Source organism: Pusillimonas minor, assembly GCF_014237865.1.
Classification (GTDB): domain Bacteria; phylum Pseudomonadota; class Gammaproteobacteria; order Burkholderiales; family Burkholderiaceae_B; genus Neopusillimonas; species Neopusillimonas minor.
In genome coordinates this window covers 155,920-168,725 of record NZ_JACJUU010000001.1, presented here as the reverse complement: position 1 = coordinate 168,725, position 12,806 = coordinate 155,920, and the positions used below count along the sequence as shown (strand labels likewise).

At 57.5% G+C, this 12,806-nt stretch carries 14 protein-coding genes; 12 read left to right on the top strand and 2 right to left on the bottom strand.

What is annotated here, in order from left to right; translation table 11 throughout:
* Positions 1-70 precede the first annotated feature (70 nt).
* The 12 genes from GTU67_RS00885 (at position 71) to GTU67_RS00830 (ending at position 12,080) form a co-directional block, all read left to right on the top strand.
* Positions 71-571: an A24 family peptidase gene (locus GTU67_RS00885; protein WP_185778312.1), complete on the top strand. Its 501-nt coding sequence runs from the start codon at positions 71-73 to the stop codon at positions 569-571.
* Positions 572-630: 59 nt separating this feature from the next.
* Positions 631-1,608, top strand: coding sequence for a Flp pilus assembly protein CpaB (gene cpaB / locus GTU67_RS00880; protein ID WP_185778311.1), 978 nt, complete (start codon positions 631-633; stop codon positions 1,606-1,608).
* Positions 1,609-1,634: 26 nt separating this feature from the next.
* Positions 1,635-3,047, top strand: coding sequence for a type II and III secretion system protein family protein (locus GTU67_RS00875; RefSeq protein WP_185778310.1), 1,413 nt, complete (start codon positions 1,635-1,637; stop codon positions 3,045-3,047).
* 76 nt (positions 3,048-3,123) lie between these two features.
* Positions 3,124-3,543: a CpaD family pilus assembly lipoprotein gene (locus tag GTU67_RS00870; RefSeq protein WP_185778309.1), complete on the top strand. Its 420-nt coding sequence runs from the start codon at positions 3,124-3,126 to the stop codon at positions 3,541-3,543.
* A 36-nt stretch (positions 3,544-3,579) separates the two neighbouring features.
* Positions 3,580-4,797 (top strand): CpaE/TadZ family protein, encoded by a 1,218-nt coding sequence (locus tag GTU67_RS00865; RefSeq protein WP_185778308.1) that lies wholly within the window; start codon positions 3,580-3,582, stop codon positions 4,795-4,797.
* A complete protein-coding gene (locus GTU67_RS00860) occupies positions 4,797-6,329 on the top strand; it encodes a TadA family conjugal transfer-associated ATPase (RefSeq protein WP_185778307.1) in 1,533 nt (510 codons plus the stop codon). The genes GTU67_RS00865 and GTU67_RS00860 overlap by 1 nt, the downstream gene beginning before the upstream one ends.
* Positions 6,326-7,306: a type II secretion system F family protein gene (locus GTU67_RS00855; protein ID WP_185778306.1), complete on the top strand. Its 981-nt coding sequence runs from the start codon at positions 6,326-6,328 to the stop codon at positions 7,304-7,306. The genes GTU67_RS00860 and GTU67_RS00855 overlap by 4 nt, the downstream gene beginning before the upstream one ends.
* 3 nt (positions 7,307-7,309) lie before the next feature.
* On the top strand, positions 7,310-8,254 hold the full coding sequence (locus GTU67_RS00850) for a type II secretion system F family protein (protein WP_185778305.1): 945 nt from the start codon (positions 7,310-7,312) through the stop codon (positions 8,252-8,254).
* Between the two features lie 10 nt (positions 8,255-8,264).
* On the top strand, positions 8,265-9,035 hold the full coding sequence (locus GTU67_RS00845) for a tetratricopeptide repeat protein (RefSeq protein ID WP_185778304.1): 771 nt from the start codon (positions 8,265-8,267) through the stop codon (positions 9,033-9,035).
* Positions 9,032-9,520 carry a TadE/TadG family type IV pilus assembly protein gene (locus GTU67_RS00840; RefSeq protein WP_185778303.1) on the top strand — a complete coding sequence of 163 codons (489 nt, stop codon included), beginning with the start codon at positions 9,032-9,034 and terminating at the stop codon, positions 9,518-9,520. Before GTU67_RS00845 ends, GTU67_RS00840 begins: the two co-directional genes overlap by 4 nt.
* Positions 9,521-9,522: 2 nt before the next feature.
* The gene (locus GTU67_RS00835; protein WP_185778302.1) at positions 9,523-10,137 is read left to right on the top strand and encodes a TadE/TadG family type IV pilus assembly protein; all 615 of its coding nucleotides are present in this window, start codon (positions 9,523-9,525) and stop codon (positions 10,135-10,137) included.
* Positions 10,138-10,181: 44 nt separating this feature from the next.
* Positions 10,182-12,080, top strand: a complete 1,899-nt coding sequence (locus GTU67_RS00830; RefSeq protein WP_185778301.1) for a TadE/TadG family type IV pilus assembly protein — start codon at positions 10,182-10,184, stop codon at positions 12,078-12,080.
* A gap of 189 nt (positions 12,081-12,269) precedes the next feature.
* Here the strand turns inward: GTU67_RS00830 and GTU67_RS00825 are convergent, their stop codons facing one another.
* A complete protein-coding gene (locus GTU67_RS00825; protein ID WP_185778627.1) occupies positions 12,270-12,416 on the bottom strand; it encodes a DUF2256 domain-containing protein in 147 nt (48 codons plus the stop codon).
* Between the two features lie 11 nt (positions 12,417-12,427).
* Positions 12,428-12,730, bottom strand: a complete 303-nt coding sequence (locus GTU67_RS15655; protein ID WP_185778300.1) for a hypothetical protein — start codon at positions 12,728-12,730, stop codon at positions 12,428-12,430.
* Positions 12,731-12,806: the final 76 nt, after the last annotated feature.

Sequence of the window (12,806 nt, the reverse complement as noted above, 5' to 3'; positions counted from 1 at the left end):
GTAAGTTTTCTAGTTGAACGAGAACTATCTCCATGGTCGGTTTTGCGCTTGAGCTTAAAAGCCGTTGCTCATGGTAGGGTTGCTCTCTGTAATATCGGCAACGCTTCTTTTTTCGTTGTCAGGTTTTGATCTAAAACATAGGCGCCTTCCCAACATTTGGGTTGGCGCCTATGCTTTTTTGTTTCTCCCGTTTGCTATTTTTTCCGGTTTTGGCTGGTCTCAGTTAGGCTGGCATGTATTGGCTGCGGCCATTGCCTTTGTCGTTACTTCCATCTTCTTCGCGCTGCGCTGGATGGGCGGGGGCGACGTTAAGCTGTGGGCGGCAATAATGCTGTGGGCCGGCCCGCATTTGGCGTTGCCCGTGGTCATTATTGCAACACTTGCCGGTGGTATTGTGGGGATGTTGTCATGGCTGGCGCGGTGGCAGTTACGCCGTTCGCCCCAATGCGCAGGGCGCAAATTTTTGCGTTTATGGTCTGCCGACCGTGGCGTGCCTTACGGGGTGGCCTTGTCGTTGGCCGGCGTATTTGTGCTTTACGCTTACGCTAAAGCGCTTATGCCGTTAAACTAGGTCACCAAAATTCTTATTAAGCCATAGGTTTACGGCATCTATTGAAGGAAATTTCTACCATGTCCACCCCGTTGAAACTGGTGTTGTTGCTGATCGGGGCGGTGGCCGTGGCGCTGGCGACCCGGTCGTTATACAACAACCTTTTCAACACGTCGGCATCTGTGCCTTCAGACCCTACCGTACAAGTGCGCGTCGCGGCCGATGCTTTGCCCGCGGGTTTGTTGCTGCGCAACGAAGACCTTGACTGGCGCCCCATTGCCAAGTCGGCCGTACCCCCTGGCGCTGTGGTTGAAGGCAGCAAGGCCGCCAACGACATTACCGGCGTCATGGTGCGTCGCGACATCGCCGCGGGCGCGCCCGTCCTCGAGCGTGACATCATTCGCCCCAATGCCCCGGGTTTCTTGTCGGCCGTGCTCAAGCCGGGCATGCGGGCGGTTTCAGTGGCCGTCGACAGTGTATCGGGCAATGCCGGGTTGATTCAGCCAGGCGATTACGTTGACATGATTCTGGTCCAAGAAACCACGGGTCGTAATGCGTCGGGTTTCGGTTTCCCGGCCGTCGAGGCCAAAGCGCGTTCGGTGGTCAGCGAAACCGTGGTCGAGAAAGCCCGCGTGATTGCGGTGGGTTCAGAATTTTTGCAGTACCCGGAAGAAGGCAGTGCTCGCAAAGACACCGGCCGTAATGCGGCGCGTACCATTACGCTCGAGGTACAGCCGCGCGCGGCTGAAGCCATTGCGGTGGCTTCGCGCTTGGGTACCATTACCTTGGCTTTGCGCAGCTTTGCCGTAACTGATCGCGAGGCCAACCGAGATGATGTTGGCGTGACCTGGGAAGGCGAAAAAGCGGCTGATGGCCCCTTGTGGGCCGGAGATGTGTCGCGTGCGATTGCCAGCACCTCGCGCCGACCACCTGCAAACGACGGTTCGGGCGACGGCGCCGCCAATGCGTCGGAGCCGGCCTACGTCCATTCACGCAACATCACAATTTACCGGGGTTCTGAGCAAAGTACCCAAACCCTGGGCGCAATGGCAAACTGATAACAACCAATTAAAACGGGGAAGGCATGGCCCAGGCCACCTACAACACCTTGCAGTTTCTGAACAACAGATTCACACGTCGCGCCTTGGGCGTTGTTGCCGTACTGATGACCTTGCCGGCATGGGCGGCAACCCTGGCCGTAGGCGAAGCACAGTTGCTCCGGTATGCCGGTGAAGCCGCATCGGTGTTTGTGGCAGACCCGGCCATTGCCGATGTGCAGGTGCCTGCCGATGGTACCGTACTGGTCATGGGTAAAAAGTCCGGGCAAACCACGTTGTTTGTGCTCGATGACGGGGGCAAGTCGTTAATGCAGCAAAGCGTGGCGGTGCGCCACAACACCGCCGAACTGGGTCAGGTGCTGCGGCAACGTTTTCCGGCGCTAAAGCTCATGCTCGAGTCTGCGCCAGGTTCGCTCATGATCAGCGGCAATGTGCCCGACGCAGCCACCATCGACGCGGTGGTGCGTACCGCCCAGTCTTATTTGGGGCCAGACGAAAGTCTTATTAATCGTTTGGCCATCAATAGCCCGACACAAGTGTATTTGCGGGTTCGCGTCACCGAAGTGTCCAAGGCCGTGACCCAGCAACTAGGCATCAACTGGTCGGCCATTACCACACCGGGTAATTTTTTTGCCGGCGTCATCAGCGGCCGTACCTTTCAGAACCTGACAGGTGCCTTTGTCGAAGGGGCGGGCCGGGCGGCGTTCAGTGGTGCCAGCGCTTATAGTGGGGCCGACGGCGGGGGGTATTCGTTTTTGGGCGGTTATGCCAACAGCGGCCGGTCTGTACAGGCCATGATCGACGTGCTCGACCGGGAAGGTCTCATCAGCGTGCTGGCCGAGCCTAACTTGACGGCGGTATCCGGCGAAACGGCCAGTTTTCTGGCGGGGGGCGAGTTCCCCATCCCGGTGAAACAAAGCGACAGCGATAGCTTGACGGTCGAATTCAAACCTTTCGGGGTGGCGCTCGACTTCACGCCCACGGTATTGTCTGATGATCGTATCAGCATCAAGGTACGACCCGAAATCAGCGAGATCGACCCCAACAACAGTATTGTTCTTGACGGTTTGGTAATACCCGGGTTGTCGGTGCGCCGGGTTGAAACCACGGTTGAAATGGCCAGTGGGCAAAGTTTTGCCATTGGCGGCTTGTTGCAAAATAATATCCGCGACATCTCTTCGCAAATACCGGGCTTGGGGCAAATTCCGATTTTGGGCCGGCTGTTTTCATCTTCCGACTACCGGAACAATAAAACCGAGTTGGTGGTCATCGTAACGCCGTATCTGGTTAAACCCACTGACAGCAGTCAAATGGCCAGTCCGCTTGAAAGCATGCGGCCCAGTACCGACATTGAATATATTTTGTACGACAAAATTGGTCTGGACCCGATCGATGGCAAGGTGCCTCGTCTGACGGGCTCGGCCGGCTTTGTGTATTAAGACCATGAGTAGCAAGCCCGACCAACGCAATGGGGCGCTACCGGGTGTTGTTTTGCGCCACTCACCAGGTGAAATCATGAAATCCGCGTGTAACAAACAAGTCGTTTCTGCTACCCAGTTGGTGGCTTTACTGGGCGTGCTGCTGCTGGCGGGCTGCGCGTTCCCGCGCAAAGACTTTTCGGGCGTGCCCGGGCCAGACGTCATCAAGGTTGTTAACGAGGGTAACGGTTATCGTGCCCAGGGGCCTGATTGCAACAATCTGCTTCAGCCTTCGCAGCATAACAAGGCAGATAATCTGCGTATGTCGATTGCCTTTGGTTGTGCCACCTATAACAACCTGGCCAACCAACTGGCCCGCCCGGAAGATCTGGTGGCGCCCAAGCGATACCCTGGGCAATCGGCCGATACGGCGGGGGCGGCCGTCGAACGGTATCGCACTAACGAGGTCACCCCTTTGAGGGGTACCGATACCACCGATGCGGGCGTAAACAACTGATTTCTCGGTACGGTCGAGGCGACACAAGGAGTTTTGATGGGCGTACTGGACGCTTTCGATAAAGAACAAAAAGAGGCGGCGCTGAATGCGACGCTGGTGGTGTTTATGGCCGACGAGGCCGGGCGCCAGCAGGTTATCCAGGCGCTGCGACAACTGAATATCAGCGACGCGTATGTTGCTGTCGGCACCATCAATGACCTGATAGATCACCTGGGCAAAATGGAGCGTTCGCCCGAGCGCCTGATTGTCGACATTTCGGGGCTCGACAAGCCGCTCGATGCTCTTGATCAGTTGGCCGATGCGTGTGACCCTTCAGTCACCGTGTATACCGTGGGCGAGAAGAACGACGTTACCTTGTATCGGCTGTTGCTGCAGGCGGGTATTACCGATTACCGATACAAGCCGTTAACCGTCGACGCATTGCGCCTTTGGCTCGACGATCGCGACGGCTACAGCGTTCGTCAGGCCCGCAGCGGCAAAATTATTGCCGTGGCGGGCGCCCGCGGCGGCGTCGGTGCCACGTCGGTTGCCGGCCAGTTGGCACGCGAGCTGTCGGCGGGCGGTGCGTTGCGCAAGGTTGTGTTTATTGACATGGATGTTTTCGGTGGCGCCGGGACAACGCTTATGGGCATGCAAAGCAACCATGCCATGCCCGAGGTGCTCGACAGCGTAGCCAACCTCGATGCCCAGTTTTTGGCGCGCGTGCTCACAACGACCGACGATCGTATGTACACATTGGGCTTCAACAACGCGTTCGACCAACCCTTCCAACCCGAGCCGGGTGCAGTGGCGGCCATGCTGACAGCGTTATCGCAGCAATTTCACTATCTGGTTGTCGACTTGCCCCATGCCGGCGGTATGGTGGCCAACGAGGTTTATTCGCGAGCCAATTTTGCTTGTCTCGTGTCCGATACCTCTGTGCATGCTGGCCGGGTTTTAGCGTCGCTTATTGGACATGTCCGCGGCTATGGCCACGACACGGTGGTGCACGTTGTGCTTAATGCGGTTCGGCCGCCGGTCAAGGCGCAAGTCGATCCGCGCGAGTTCACGAAGGCGGTTGGGCATCCTGTCACGGTTGCTATTCCCTACGATGGCAAGTTTCCGGCGTTGGCAGAAGACCTGGGCGAGGGCATGGCTAAAGAAAGTCAGATGGCCAAGGCTGTGGCCCGACTGGCCCGCACGCTTACCGGTGAGGTGGTTGATGATGATGCGGGTAAGGGTTGGATTCGCCGCCTGTTCAAGAGGGCGGCCTGATGTTCGGACGCAAGCGTAACGAACCGGTGGCGTCGCCTGAGCGCGGCGTTCCAGCGCGGCAGGTTCCTGACGCGTCACCTGTACCTGGAGCATTAACGCCGCGCCAAAGTACCCATTCGTCTGCGCATTCGCAGGCGGCGCGAGCGGCGACCCCGCCTGTCGCGCCGCCGCCCCCGCCTGTCGCGCCGCCGCCCGACACCTACGATACGTCGCCTCGTCGGTCGGCCGCGCCGGGTAATTCGGGTTTAAGGGGGGTCGATGCTGCGCGCACTATTGTGCGTTCAGAGCACTATGCCACCGCCCGCCAATACGTGTTTTCGACGCTAAACGTGTCGGCTGCGCTGACCATGTCGCGCGACCGGGTACGCGAAGAAATCGAAAACCTCATTTCCGAACTGGCGCTGCGCGACCGCTTGCCCATTACGCAGCAAGAGCAATCGCAGATGACCGACGAGATACTGAACGACATGTTCGGTATTGGGCCGATTGAGCCGCTGCTTTCTGACGAAAGCGTTAACGACATTATGGTGAATGGCCCGGACCAGGTGTATGTAGAGCGCAAGGGCAAGCTGGAACTGACCAGTCTGAAGTTTCGTGACCACGCCCACCTGGTTAACGTCGCCCAGCGCATTGCTGCGGCGGTAGGGCGTCGCGTCGATGAAAGCAGCCCGATGGTCGATGCGCGCCTGGCGGATGGCAGCCGCGTTAACGTGGTGATGCCACCCCTGGCGCTCGACGGCGTTTCTATTTCTATCCGCAAGTTTTCGCGCAATAAGTTGTCGTTGCAGAAAATGGCGGCGGGCGGGAGTATGTCGGCCGCGATGGCCAAGCTGTTGCAGATTGCCTCGGCCTGTCGGTTGAACCTGATTATTTCGGGCGGGACGGGGTCAGGTAAAACAACATTGCTTAATGCCGTGTCGCAGTTTATTGACGCCACTGAACGTATTGTCACCATTGAAGACGCGGCTGAATTGCAATTGCAGCAGCCGCACGTGGTTCGCCTCGAGACCCGGCCGGCGAACCTTGAGGGCGGCAATGCGGTTAATCAGGGTGATCTGGTGCGAAACGCGCTGCGCATGCGGCCCGACCGCATTATTCTGGGCGAGACGCGGGGCGCTGAGGCGTTCGACGTTTTGCAGGCCATGAATACCGGGCATGACGGGTCGATGACGACCCTGCACGCCAACACGCCGCGTGACGCTCTGGTGCGTCTTGAAAGCATGGTCATGATGGCCAACGGCAACTTGCCGCTTTACGCCATTCGGCGCCAAATCGCCAGTGCTGTGCATATGGTGGTGCAGGTCGAACGTATGCGTGACGGGGCCCGGCGTATTACCAGCATTACCGAACTGATGGGTATGGAAGGCGATGTGATCGTGACCCAGGAGCTGTTCAAGTTCAATTTCGAGGCAGCCTCTTACGCGGGCGAGATACAAGGGTCGTACGACAGTGCCGGCGTTCGCCCGGCCTTTAGCGACCGGGCTCGTTATTACGGGCTCGAGTCGCAGTTATCGGAGGCCATGAAATCATGACGCAGGCCGACCGCGTCGCGATACTGGTGTTCTTTGTGCTGCTTTTTGGTGGCATGCTGATCTTGTTCGCCTTGCGTTTGTTGCGCAAGTCCGAAAAAGAAAACATCTACGACCGGCTCATGCATTTAACCCAAGGTACACCGCTCGAGGCAGAAACACGTTCTGCAGCCGAAATGGCGCGCTCGCAACGCGAGGCGCGCCGTCGTCGTTTGCGGGCATCCATGGGGGTTTTTGGGGTTTATGTCGCCCGCATGGAGGCCTTAGGCGGGCGTAAAGGGGTATACACCACCTTGGTGGCCGTGCCTGCGTTGTTTGTGTTTGCGCTGCTGGTCAACTGGCTGTTGTTGCCGTTCCCGTGGTGGTTCGAAACGATTCTGGCGGTTGCCATACCCGTCATTACTGCCTATCTCATTCATAGCATGCTTGTCGAGCGTTTCCGTGGTGCGTTCCTGACGCAAATGCCCGATATTCTTGACACCATCACACGGGCCAGCCAGGCCGGGGTGCCCGTTACCCAGGCAATTCGTAATGTAGGCGATATCTACGGCTGGCCGGCGGGGCCCGAGTTCAGGCGTATTGGCCAAAACTTGCAGTTGGGTAACGATATGGCGACCGTGCTGGAAGAGGCCGAGCTGCGCATTCGTATTGCCGACTTTTCTTTCTTGTGTGTGTGCTTGTTGTTGCAACGTGAGACGGGCGGTGGCTTAAGCGCTACGCTAAGCAACCTGGCCAATGTCATTCGCGAGCGCCGCGATTTGCGCCTGAAGGCCAGAGCCCTTACCGCTGAGGCCCGCATCATGTCCAAGGTGATCGCCGCCATCCCGTTTTGCATCCTGCTCATGCTGTGGTTTGTCAGCCCCGATTATCTCAGTATTCTTTTTACCACCACCCAGGGCAATTATGTGCTGGGCATGGCGGCCGTCATGCTTAGCCTGGGCTTGTTGCTGGTTAACCGCTTGGCCAAACTAAGGATATAAGCCATGCTGACACCCCAGGTATTGCTAAGCTTGATGGTGCTGTTTGTTGGGGCGCTGTTCCTGATGTGGTTCGCCATTGAGCAATTCGGAACGCGGGCGCGGGTATTGCGGCGGCTTGACCGCGCTGTTCGGGGTCGCGACGAGGACATGATCAGCGAACGGCGCATGTCGGTAAAAGAGCAACTGATTCGCTGGATGTCGGTATTGGGGCGTCGCGCGCCTATTTTCAATTCGGCGCAGCGCCGGGAAATGCGTTCACAATTAATGGCGGCCGGTTATAGGCAGGCCGGTGCCTTATCGGTACTTATGGGCAGTTCGGCGTTTTGCGGTCTGGCGCTAGTCTTGTTTGTTGCTGTTTTTTTATGGCCCCTTATGGGCCCGGGGCAAACCCTGCTAAAAGGCTTAAGCGTAATTGTGGCCATGTACCTGGGGTCTATGCTGCCCCGTATCGTGCTCGATAAACTGGTTAAAAGTCGTCAGTTGGCTATTTCCGACAGCTTCCCCGATGCCTTGGACTTGATGGTGATTTGCGCCAATGCTGGTCTGGGGCTTAATGCAACAATTTTACGGGTGGCGCAAGAAATTGAATTTTTGGCGCCCGAGCTAAGCGACGAGTTTTCGCTGACCGCCGCGCAGTTGCAGATTAGCGGGGATACCACCGCAGTATTGACCGAAATGGCTGATCGCATCGGGCTCGATTCGATGCGCAGCCTGGTGTCTACCTTAAGCCAGTCGCGCCAGTATGGCACGCCGATTAGCGAGGCACTGCGTATTCTGGCGGCCAGCGAACGCACTGCGCGCCGCATGCGGACCGAAGAGGCCGCAGCCAAACTTTCAACCAAAATGACATTACCCATGATGCTGTTTATTTTGCCGACCGTGATGCTGATTGTGGGCGGGCCGGCATTTATCAGTCTGATGAACTCCTTAAAATCGATGAGTAACTAAGGGGAAAGATATGAAACGACTGGCTCTAGCGGGGATTTGTCTGTTGCTCACGGCCTGTTCGCCGATGCGTACGGTCCAGGTCCAACCTGCTGAAACCGCGATTGATGAAACGGCCGTTCGGGCCGGCGACTTGCGTATTGCTGCCAGCGCTTTGGCCAGCGGCGACCTCGATGTCGCCATTTCGTTGTACGAGCGCATTACCGTCTCGCAACCAACCATGATCGACGGCTGGCTTGGTTTGGCGGCGGCGCGGTATTTGTCGGGCGATATCTCGCTGGCGCGCCAGGCCTACCAAAAAGCCATCGATATCGACCCCACCCAACTGGATGCGCACTTGGGGCTGGCCCGCATGGATATCCGTCAGCGTCGTCTGCCCGAAGCGATTGCACGATATCAGCGTATGCGCGAGCAATGGCCCGACAGCCCCATCGTTATGGCGGGTTTGGGCGCAGCATACGATTTGTCGGGCAAACACCAGGAAGCCCAGGCCGTGTACCGGCAAGGCCTGAAGACGCACCCCGACGACCCGGCGTTGCGTAGTAATTTTGGGTTGTCGTTGTCGCTTAGCGGCAAGCCCCGGGATGCAGTCAATGTGCTGCTGGACGTTATGGGTGTGCCTTCGTCGTTGCCGCAGGGGCGGCAAAATCTGGCGCTGGCCTATGGCCTAATGGGCCGGGACGATGCGGCCGAGAGTATTTTGCTGGGCGATTTGCCCCGCGAAACGGTGCAAGACAACCTGACGTTTTATCGTGAAGTGCGCCAGCGCATGGAGATGCAATGAGTGTGCTACGTGCGCGGCGCGCCCGCCACGGCCAACGCGGCGTTAGTGCGCTGGAGTTCGCTGTCATTGCGCCCACCGTCATTCTGGTGTTGTTTACCGCGATAGAAGCCGGTATTTTGATGATGGCCGACGCCACCCTGGGGCGCGTGGCCAACGACATTGCGCGTCAGGGGCAAATGTCGCAACTGACCAGCAGCGATTGTGCCGGCAGCATTCGCAGCAAGCTGGCTGCGGGCATGGGCGGCTGGGTATTTGACGAGGGCGATATAAACGTCGAGCTGGTCAACGTTTACAACCCGGGCGACTACGGCACACCGTTTCCTGAAGACGAGTCAAGCGCACCGCGTTGCAATGCCGGCGAGCCCGGTGCCCTGATGGTTTACAAAATGGGGTTTACCAGCCCGGGGTTTTCGGGGGTGCTGAACTGGTTGGGTATTAATGTGATGCGCTTTGAACGCAGCGTGGTTGTGCAAAATGGGCCCTGATCATGGCTAAGCGAAACCGTCATTCTTTGCTCAGGTCAGCACGCGGTGCGGCCGCGCTTGAGGCCGCGGTTATTTTGCCGTTTTTTATTTTTTTCATTATCGGTACGTTCGAGCTCTATCAGCAATACCGGGCGCAATCCCAGGTTGATCTGGTGGCGACCAATATCGCCCAAAGCGTGGCGTTGCAGCCCGCGCTATTCCAGGGTAACGATTGCCAGGCCGGTAATGTCGTATGTGTATACGAGTCAGTCGCAGCCGATTTGTATCGCCCGTTTGGCTTCGATGCCAATGGTCGAGTTGTCATATCGGTTTGGTACGCTGCTCCTGGTGGTGCCGGCGGGGCAGGTTGGGTGCGCGACAACGTTGCCGATGGCTGGTCGGTCAGTTATCCGTCATCGTCGTCGGTAAACCACACGAATCTAGGGTCAACGGCCGGATTCCCCCCCGCGCGTGCCGGGGACAGTATTATCGTAGTAGAGACTTTGTATCGCCATACGCCGTTTGTATTAAGTGGCGGCTTCTGGAAGCTGGTGACTGGCGAAAGTACGCTGTACAGCCGTGCTGTGGCGCGGCCGCTAAACGGCGATTTACGGGCTTTGCAGCCCACCGATGAGTAATAATCATGATGCGTTTCGCGATGCTTTCCGAATTAGGATCCAGAATGGCCGGTTTTGGCCGGCGTTTGCGTAAAAATCAGCGCGGCGCGGTAACGCCCATGTTTCTGGTCAGTGCGGGGCTGGTGTTTGGCGTGAGTTTGGGCGCTATCGATTTAATCCGCTACACCACGGCCAAGTCGCGTTTGCAGGCGGCACTCGACAACTCAGCCCTGGCAGCAGGGCAGCTGGCTTCGGTGCAAGGTACGGGCGACATGGCGGCATTAACCGCCGAAGCGCAAGCGTATTTCGATGCCAACTTTCCCGAAGGCTACCTCGGCAGCGGTTTACGGGGGGGCACCGTTTCGCTGCAGCTAGGCGAGGGCGGGGGGACCCTGGCGGCCACGGTAGACGCTGCCTTGCCCTTGATCAGCACCGGTTTCCTTGACGTATCCTCACTTAACATGGCCTCGGCGGCCGTGGTTGAGCTGCCGGGCGTCAGTGCCATTGAAGTCGTTTTCGCCATCGACAAAGGCGCGAATCCGACAGGGTCAAAGGGCAATAAAGGTAATGGCAACGGAAACAAGAAGTTTGATTCCTTGGCTGCCGTATCGACGGCCCAGTCATTGGCCGAGTTGCTTATGCAAGACGAAGATCTGGCCGTCCCCGGTGCCAGCATTGGGCTGGTGCCATTTTCAGAAGTGGTAAACGTCGGCGAGGTCGGCCGGCCGTGGGTAGCCAGATGGCTTGATTACGATTGGGACAACGCCGATCGATGGCGCGTAAGGGATACCAACCGGGATTACACCGAACAGGTGTGGCGTGGGTGCATTGCCGAGCCCGAGCCCTGGAATAAGCCTGATAGCTTCGGCGTGTTGTCGCCAAATGCCCGGTTTCAGCCGGTGTTTATGCGGGTGGTGACCGAGCTCTATGAGTCCAATAAGCCCAACAAATACGACTGGCCAAAGAAAAACGAGAGCGACGAAAAAGAGGATAGACAGTTGATTAGCTCTGGAGGTGCTCAGGTGGCATCGGATTACACAGCTGGCGCAATAATCGATCTGTTGCCCAACGGGTCGGGGCAGTACGATAGACGTTTATGGGCCGAATTTGGAGGGTATGGAGATCATCCGAATAAATCTGGTGCCAGCATTTTTATTTTCGGTGCATTCGAACCCGAAACATGTGTTGTGTCCAATCGGGTGCGCTTTCTGACGAACGACGCCGACAGTGTTGAGGCCTCGTTGTCGGATATTGCGTCGGAGCCGGCTCAGGGTGATACCTTGCATTCGGCCGGCTTGCTGTGGTCATGGCGAATGTTACACCCGAACTGGCGCGGTGGAAATGGCTGGGATGATAGCGCGCTTGAGGTGGTGGGTGACGGTACGCAAGCCAAAACAATAGTGTTGTTTGCCAATGGTCTAGATGCAAATTGGAATGATATAAATGTCGTTCCATCCCCCCCTATTCATAAAAGTGACAACCTCTGGGATTTGCATGACAATGACTTTTCGTTCGTGCTGAGCTACTTGGGCCAGGTTTGTGACGGCAAAAACAAGAAAGTCGAATGTGGTGATGCAGTAAATGTATCGCACGTACAACCGCCCTATGTACCTGGGGTCAAACCCGGCAACATACCTAAAAAAGATTGGTATTACTGGCAGTACCCGGCCACGTCTTTACTTATGCCCAACCCCTACAAGTACGACCAGAACCGGGCTGAAGACGACTTGAACCCCAACACGTCGGGTTGGCCCGCCATGTCTACGTATACCGCCGAGGTCTGTAATGCCATCAAGCAAGACGGCATCAAGATTTTGGTGGTCGATTTGAACGGTGCCGGCGACCCGGCCCTTAAAGCCTGTTCCAGCGACAATCGTTTGTACTCGCCAGACGAACTCGAGGCGGTGCGCAATGCCATCGCGCAAAACATTTCGTCGGGCGGGAAATTACGTTTGATTCGTTAACCAAATTTGGCGCTCGGCCCGCAAGCCGGTACGCTTTACTTTTTGGCGATCTTGCCGCCAATGATGATTTTTGGGCGTATTAATCTAGCTTGACTGGCTTGGCTTGGCGTGGCGTGGCGTGGCGTGGCGTGGCGTGGCGTGGCGTGGCTTGGCTTGGCGTGGCTTGGCTTGGCGTGGCTGGTCGTGTCGCTACTTCGGCGGTTTGGCACCGGCCCGTCGACACCGCTCCGAACAATACTTGACCTGTGCCCAATCGCGTTCCCATTTCTTTCGCCATGTAAACGGCAGGCCGCAACACAGGCATTGCCTGGTGGGCAGCGCCGACTTTTTTCGCATCTTCATGGCCGTTAAAAGTCCAGGCTCAGTTGATTGCGCATTGACGCAGAGGCCGTGTTCTTGGCCGTCGCCTTTCGTGCCATGGTGTCGTTACGTTTGCGCGAGGCATGTTTCTCGACGACTTGGCTTTTAGCCGCCTGCACAGCGGGCAGGGCATTAATACGGGCCCGCGTGGCCTGTACCACTTCCCGCAAACTTAACGTACCGTACGCCAGGTGTGCAGAAAGACGCGAACACGCAGTAGGCGCCGACAATGGCGATGATATGCCGCCCCGGTACTGCGCACTGCGTGTGCTCAGGAACTGATCAAGCATGGCCAGCCCACGCTCACGTCCGCCGTGTTGGCGGCGTGCCGGCGGCGGCTCGATCAGACCCAGCGTCTTTGAGCCG

Coding starts and splice junctions, on each gene's coding strand:
- GTU67_RS00830 (WP_185778301.1), top strand. CDS start 10,182: ATGGCCGGTTTTGGCCGGCGTTTGCGTAAAAATCAGCGCGGCGCGGTA.
- GTU67_RS00840 (WP_185778303.1), top strand. CDS start 9,032: ATGAGTGTGCTACGTGCGCGGCGCGCCCGCCACGGCCAACGCGGCGTT.
- GTU67_RS15655 (WP_185778300.1), bottom strand. CDS start 12,730: ATGCTTGATCAGTTCCTGAGCACACGCAGTGCGCAGTACCGGGGCGGC.
- GTU67_RS00835 (WP_185778302.1), top strand. CDS start 9,523: ATGGCTAAGCGAAACCGTCATTCTTTGCTCAGGTCAGCACGCGGTGCG.
- GTU67_RS00860 (WP_185778307.1), top strand. CDS start 4,797: ATGTTCGGACGCAAGCGTAACGAACCGGTGGCGTCGCCTGAGCGCGGC.
- GTU67_RS00875 (WP_185778310.1), top strand. CDS start 1,635: ATGGCCCAGGCCACCTACAACACCTTGCAGTTTCTGAACAACAGATTC.
- GTU67_RS00825 (WP_185778627.1), bottom strand. CDS start 12,416: ATGCGAAAAAAGTCGGCGCTGCCCACCAGGCAATGCCTGTGTTGCGGC.
- GTU67_RS00865 (WP_185778308.1), top strand. CDS start 3,580: ATGGGCGTACTGGACGCTTTCGATAAAGAACAAAAAGAGGCGGCGCTG.
- GTU67_RS00845 (WP_185778304.1), top strand. CDS start 8,265: ATGAAACGACTGGCTCTAGCGGGGATTTGTCTGTTGCTCACGGCCTGT.
- GTU67_RS00885 (WP_185778312.1), top strand. CDS start 71: ATGGTAGGGTTGCTCTCTGTAATATCGGCAACGCTTCTTTTTTCGTTG.
- GTU67_RS00870 (WP_185778309.1), top strand. CDS start 3,124: ATGAAATCCGCGTGTAACAAACAAGTCGTTTCTGCTACCCAGTTGGTG.
- GTU67_RS00850 (WP_185778305.1), top strand. CDS start 7,310: ATGCTGACACCCCAGGTATTGCTAAGCTTGATGGTGCTGTTTGTTGGG.
- cpaB (WP_185778311.1), top strand. CDS start 631: ATGTCCACCCCGTTGAAACTGGTGTTGTTGCTGATCGGGGCGGTGGCC.
- GTU67_RS00855 (WP_185778306.1), top strand. CDS start 6,326: ATGACGCAGGCCGACCGCGTCGCGATACTGGTGTTCTTTGTGCTGCTT.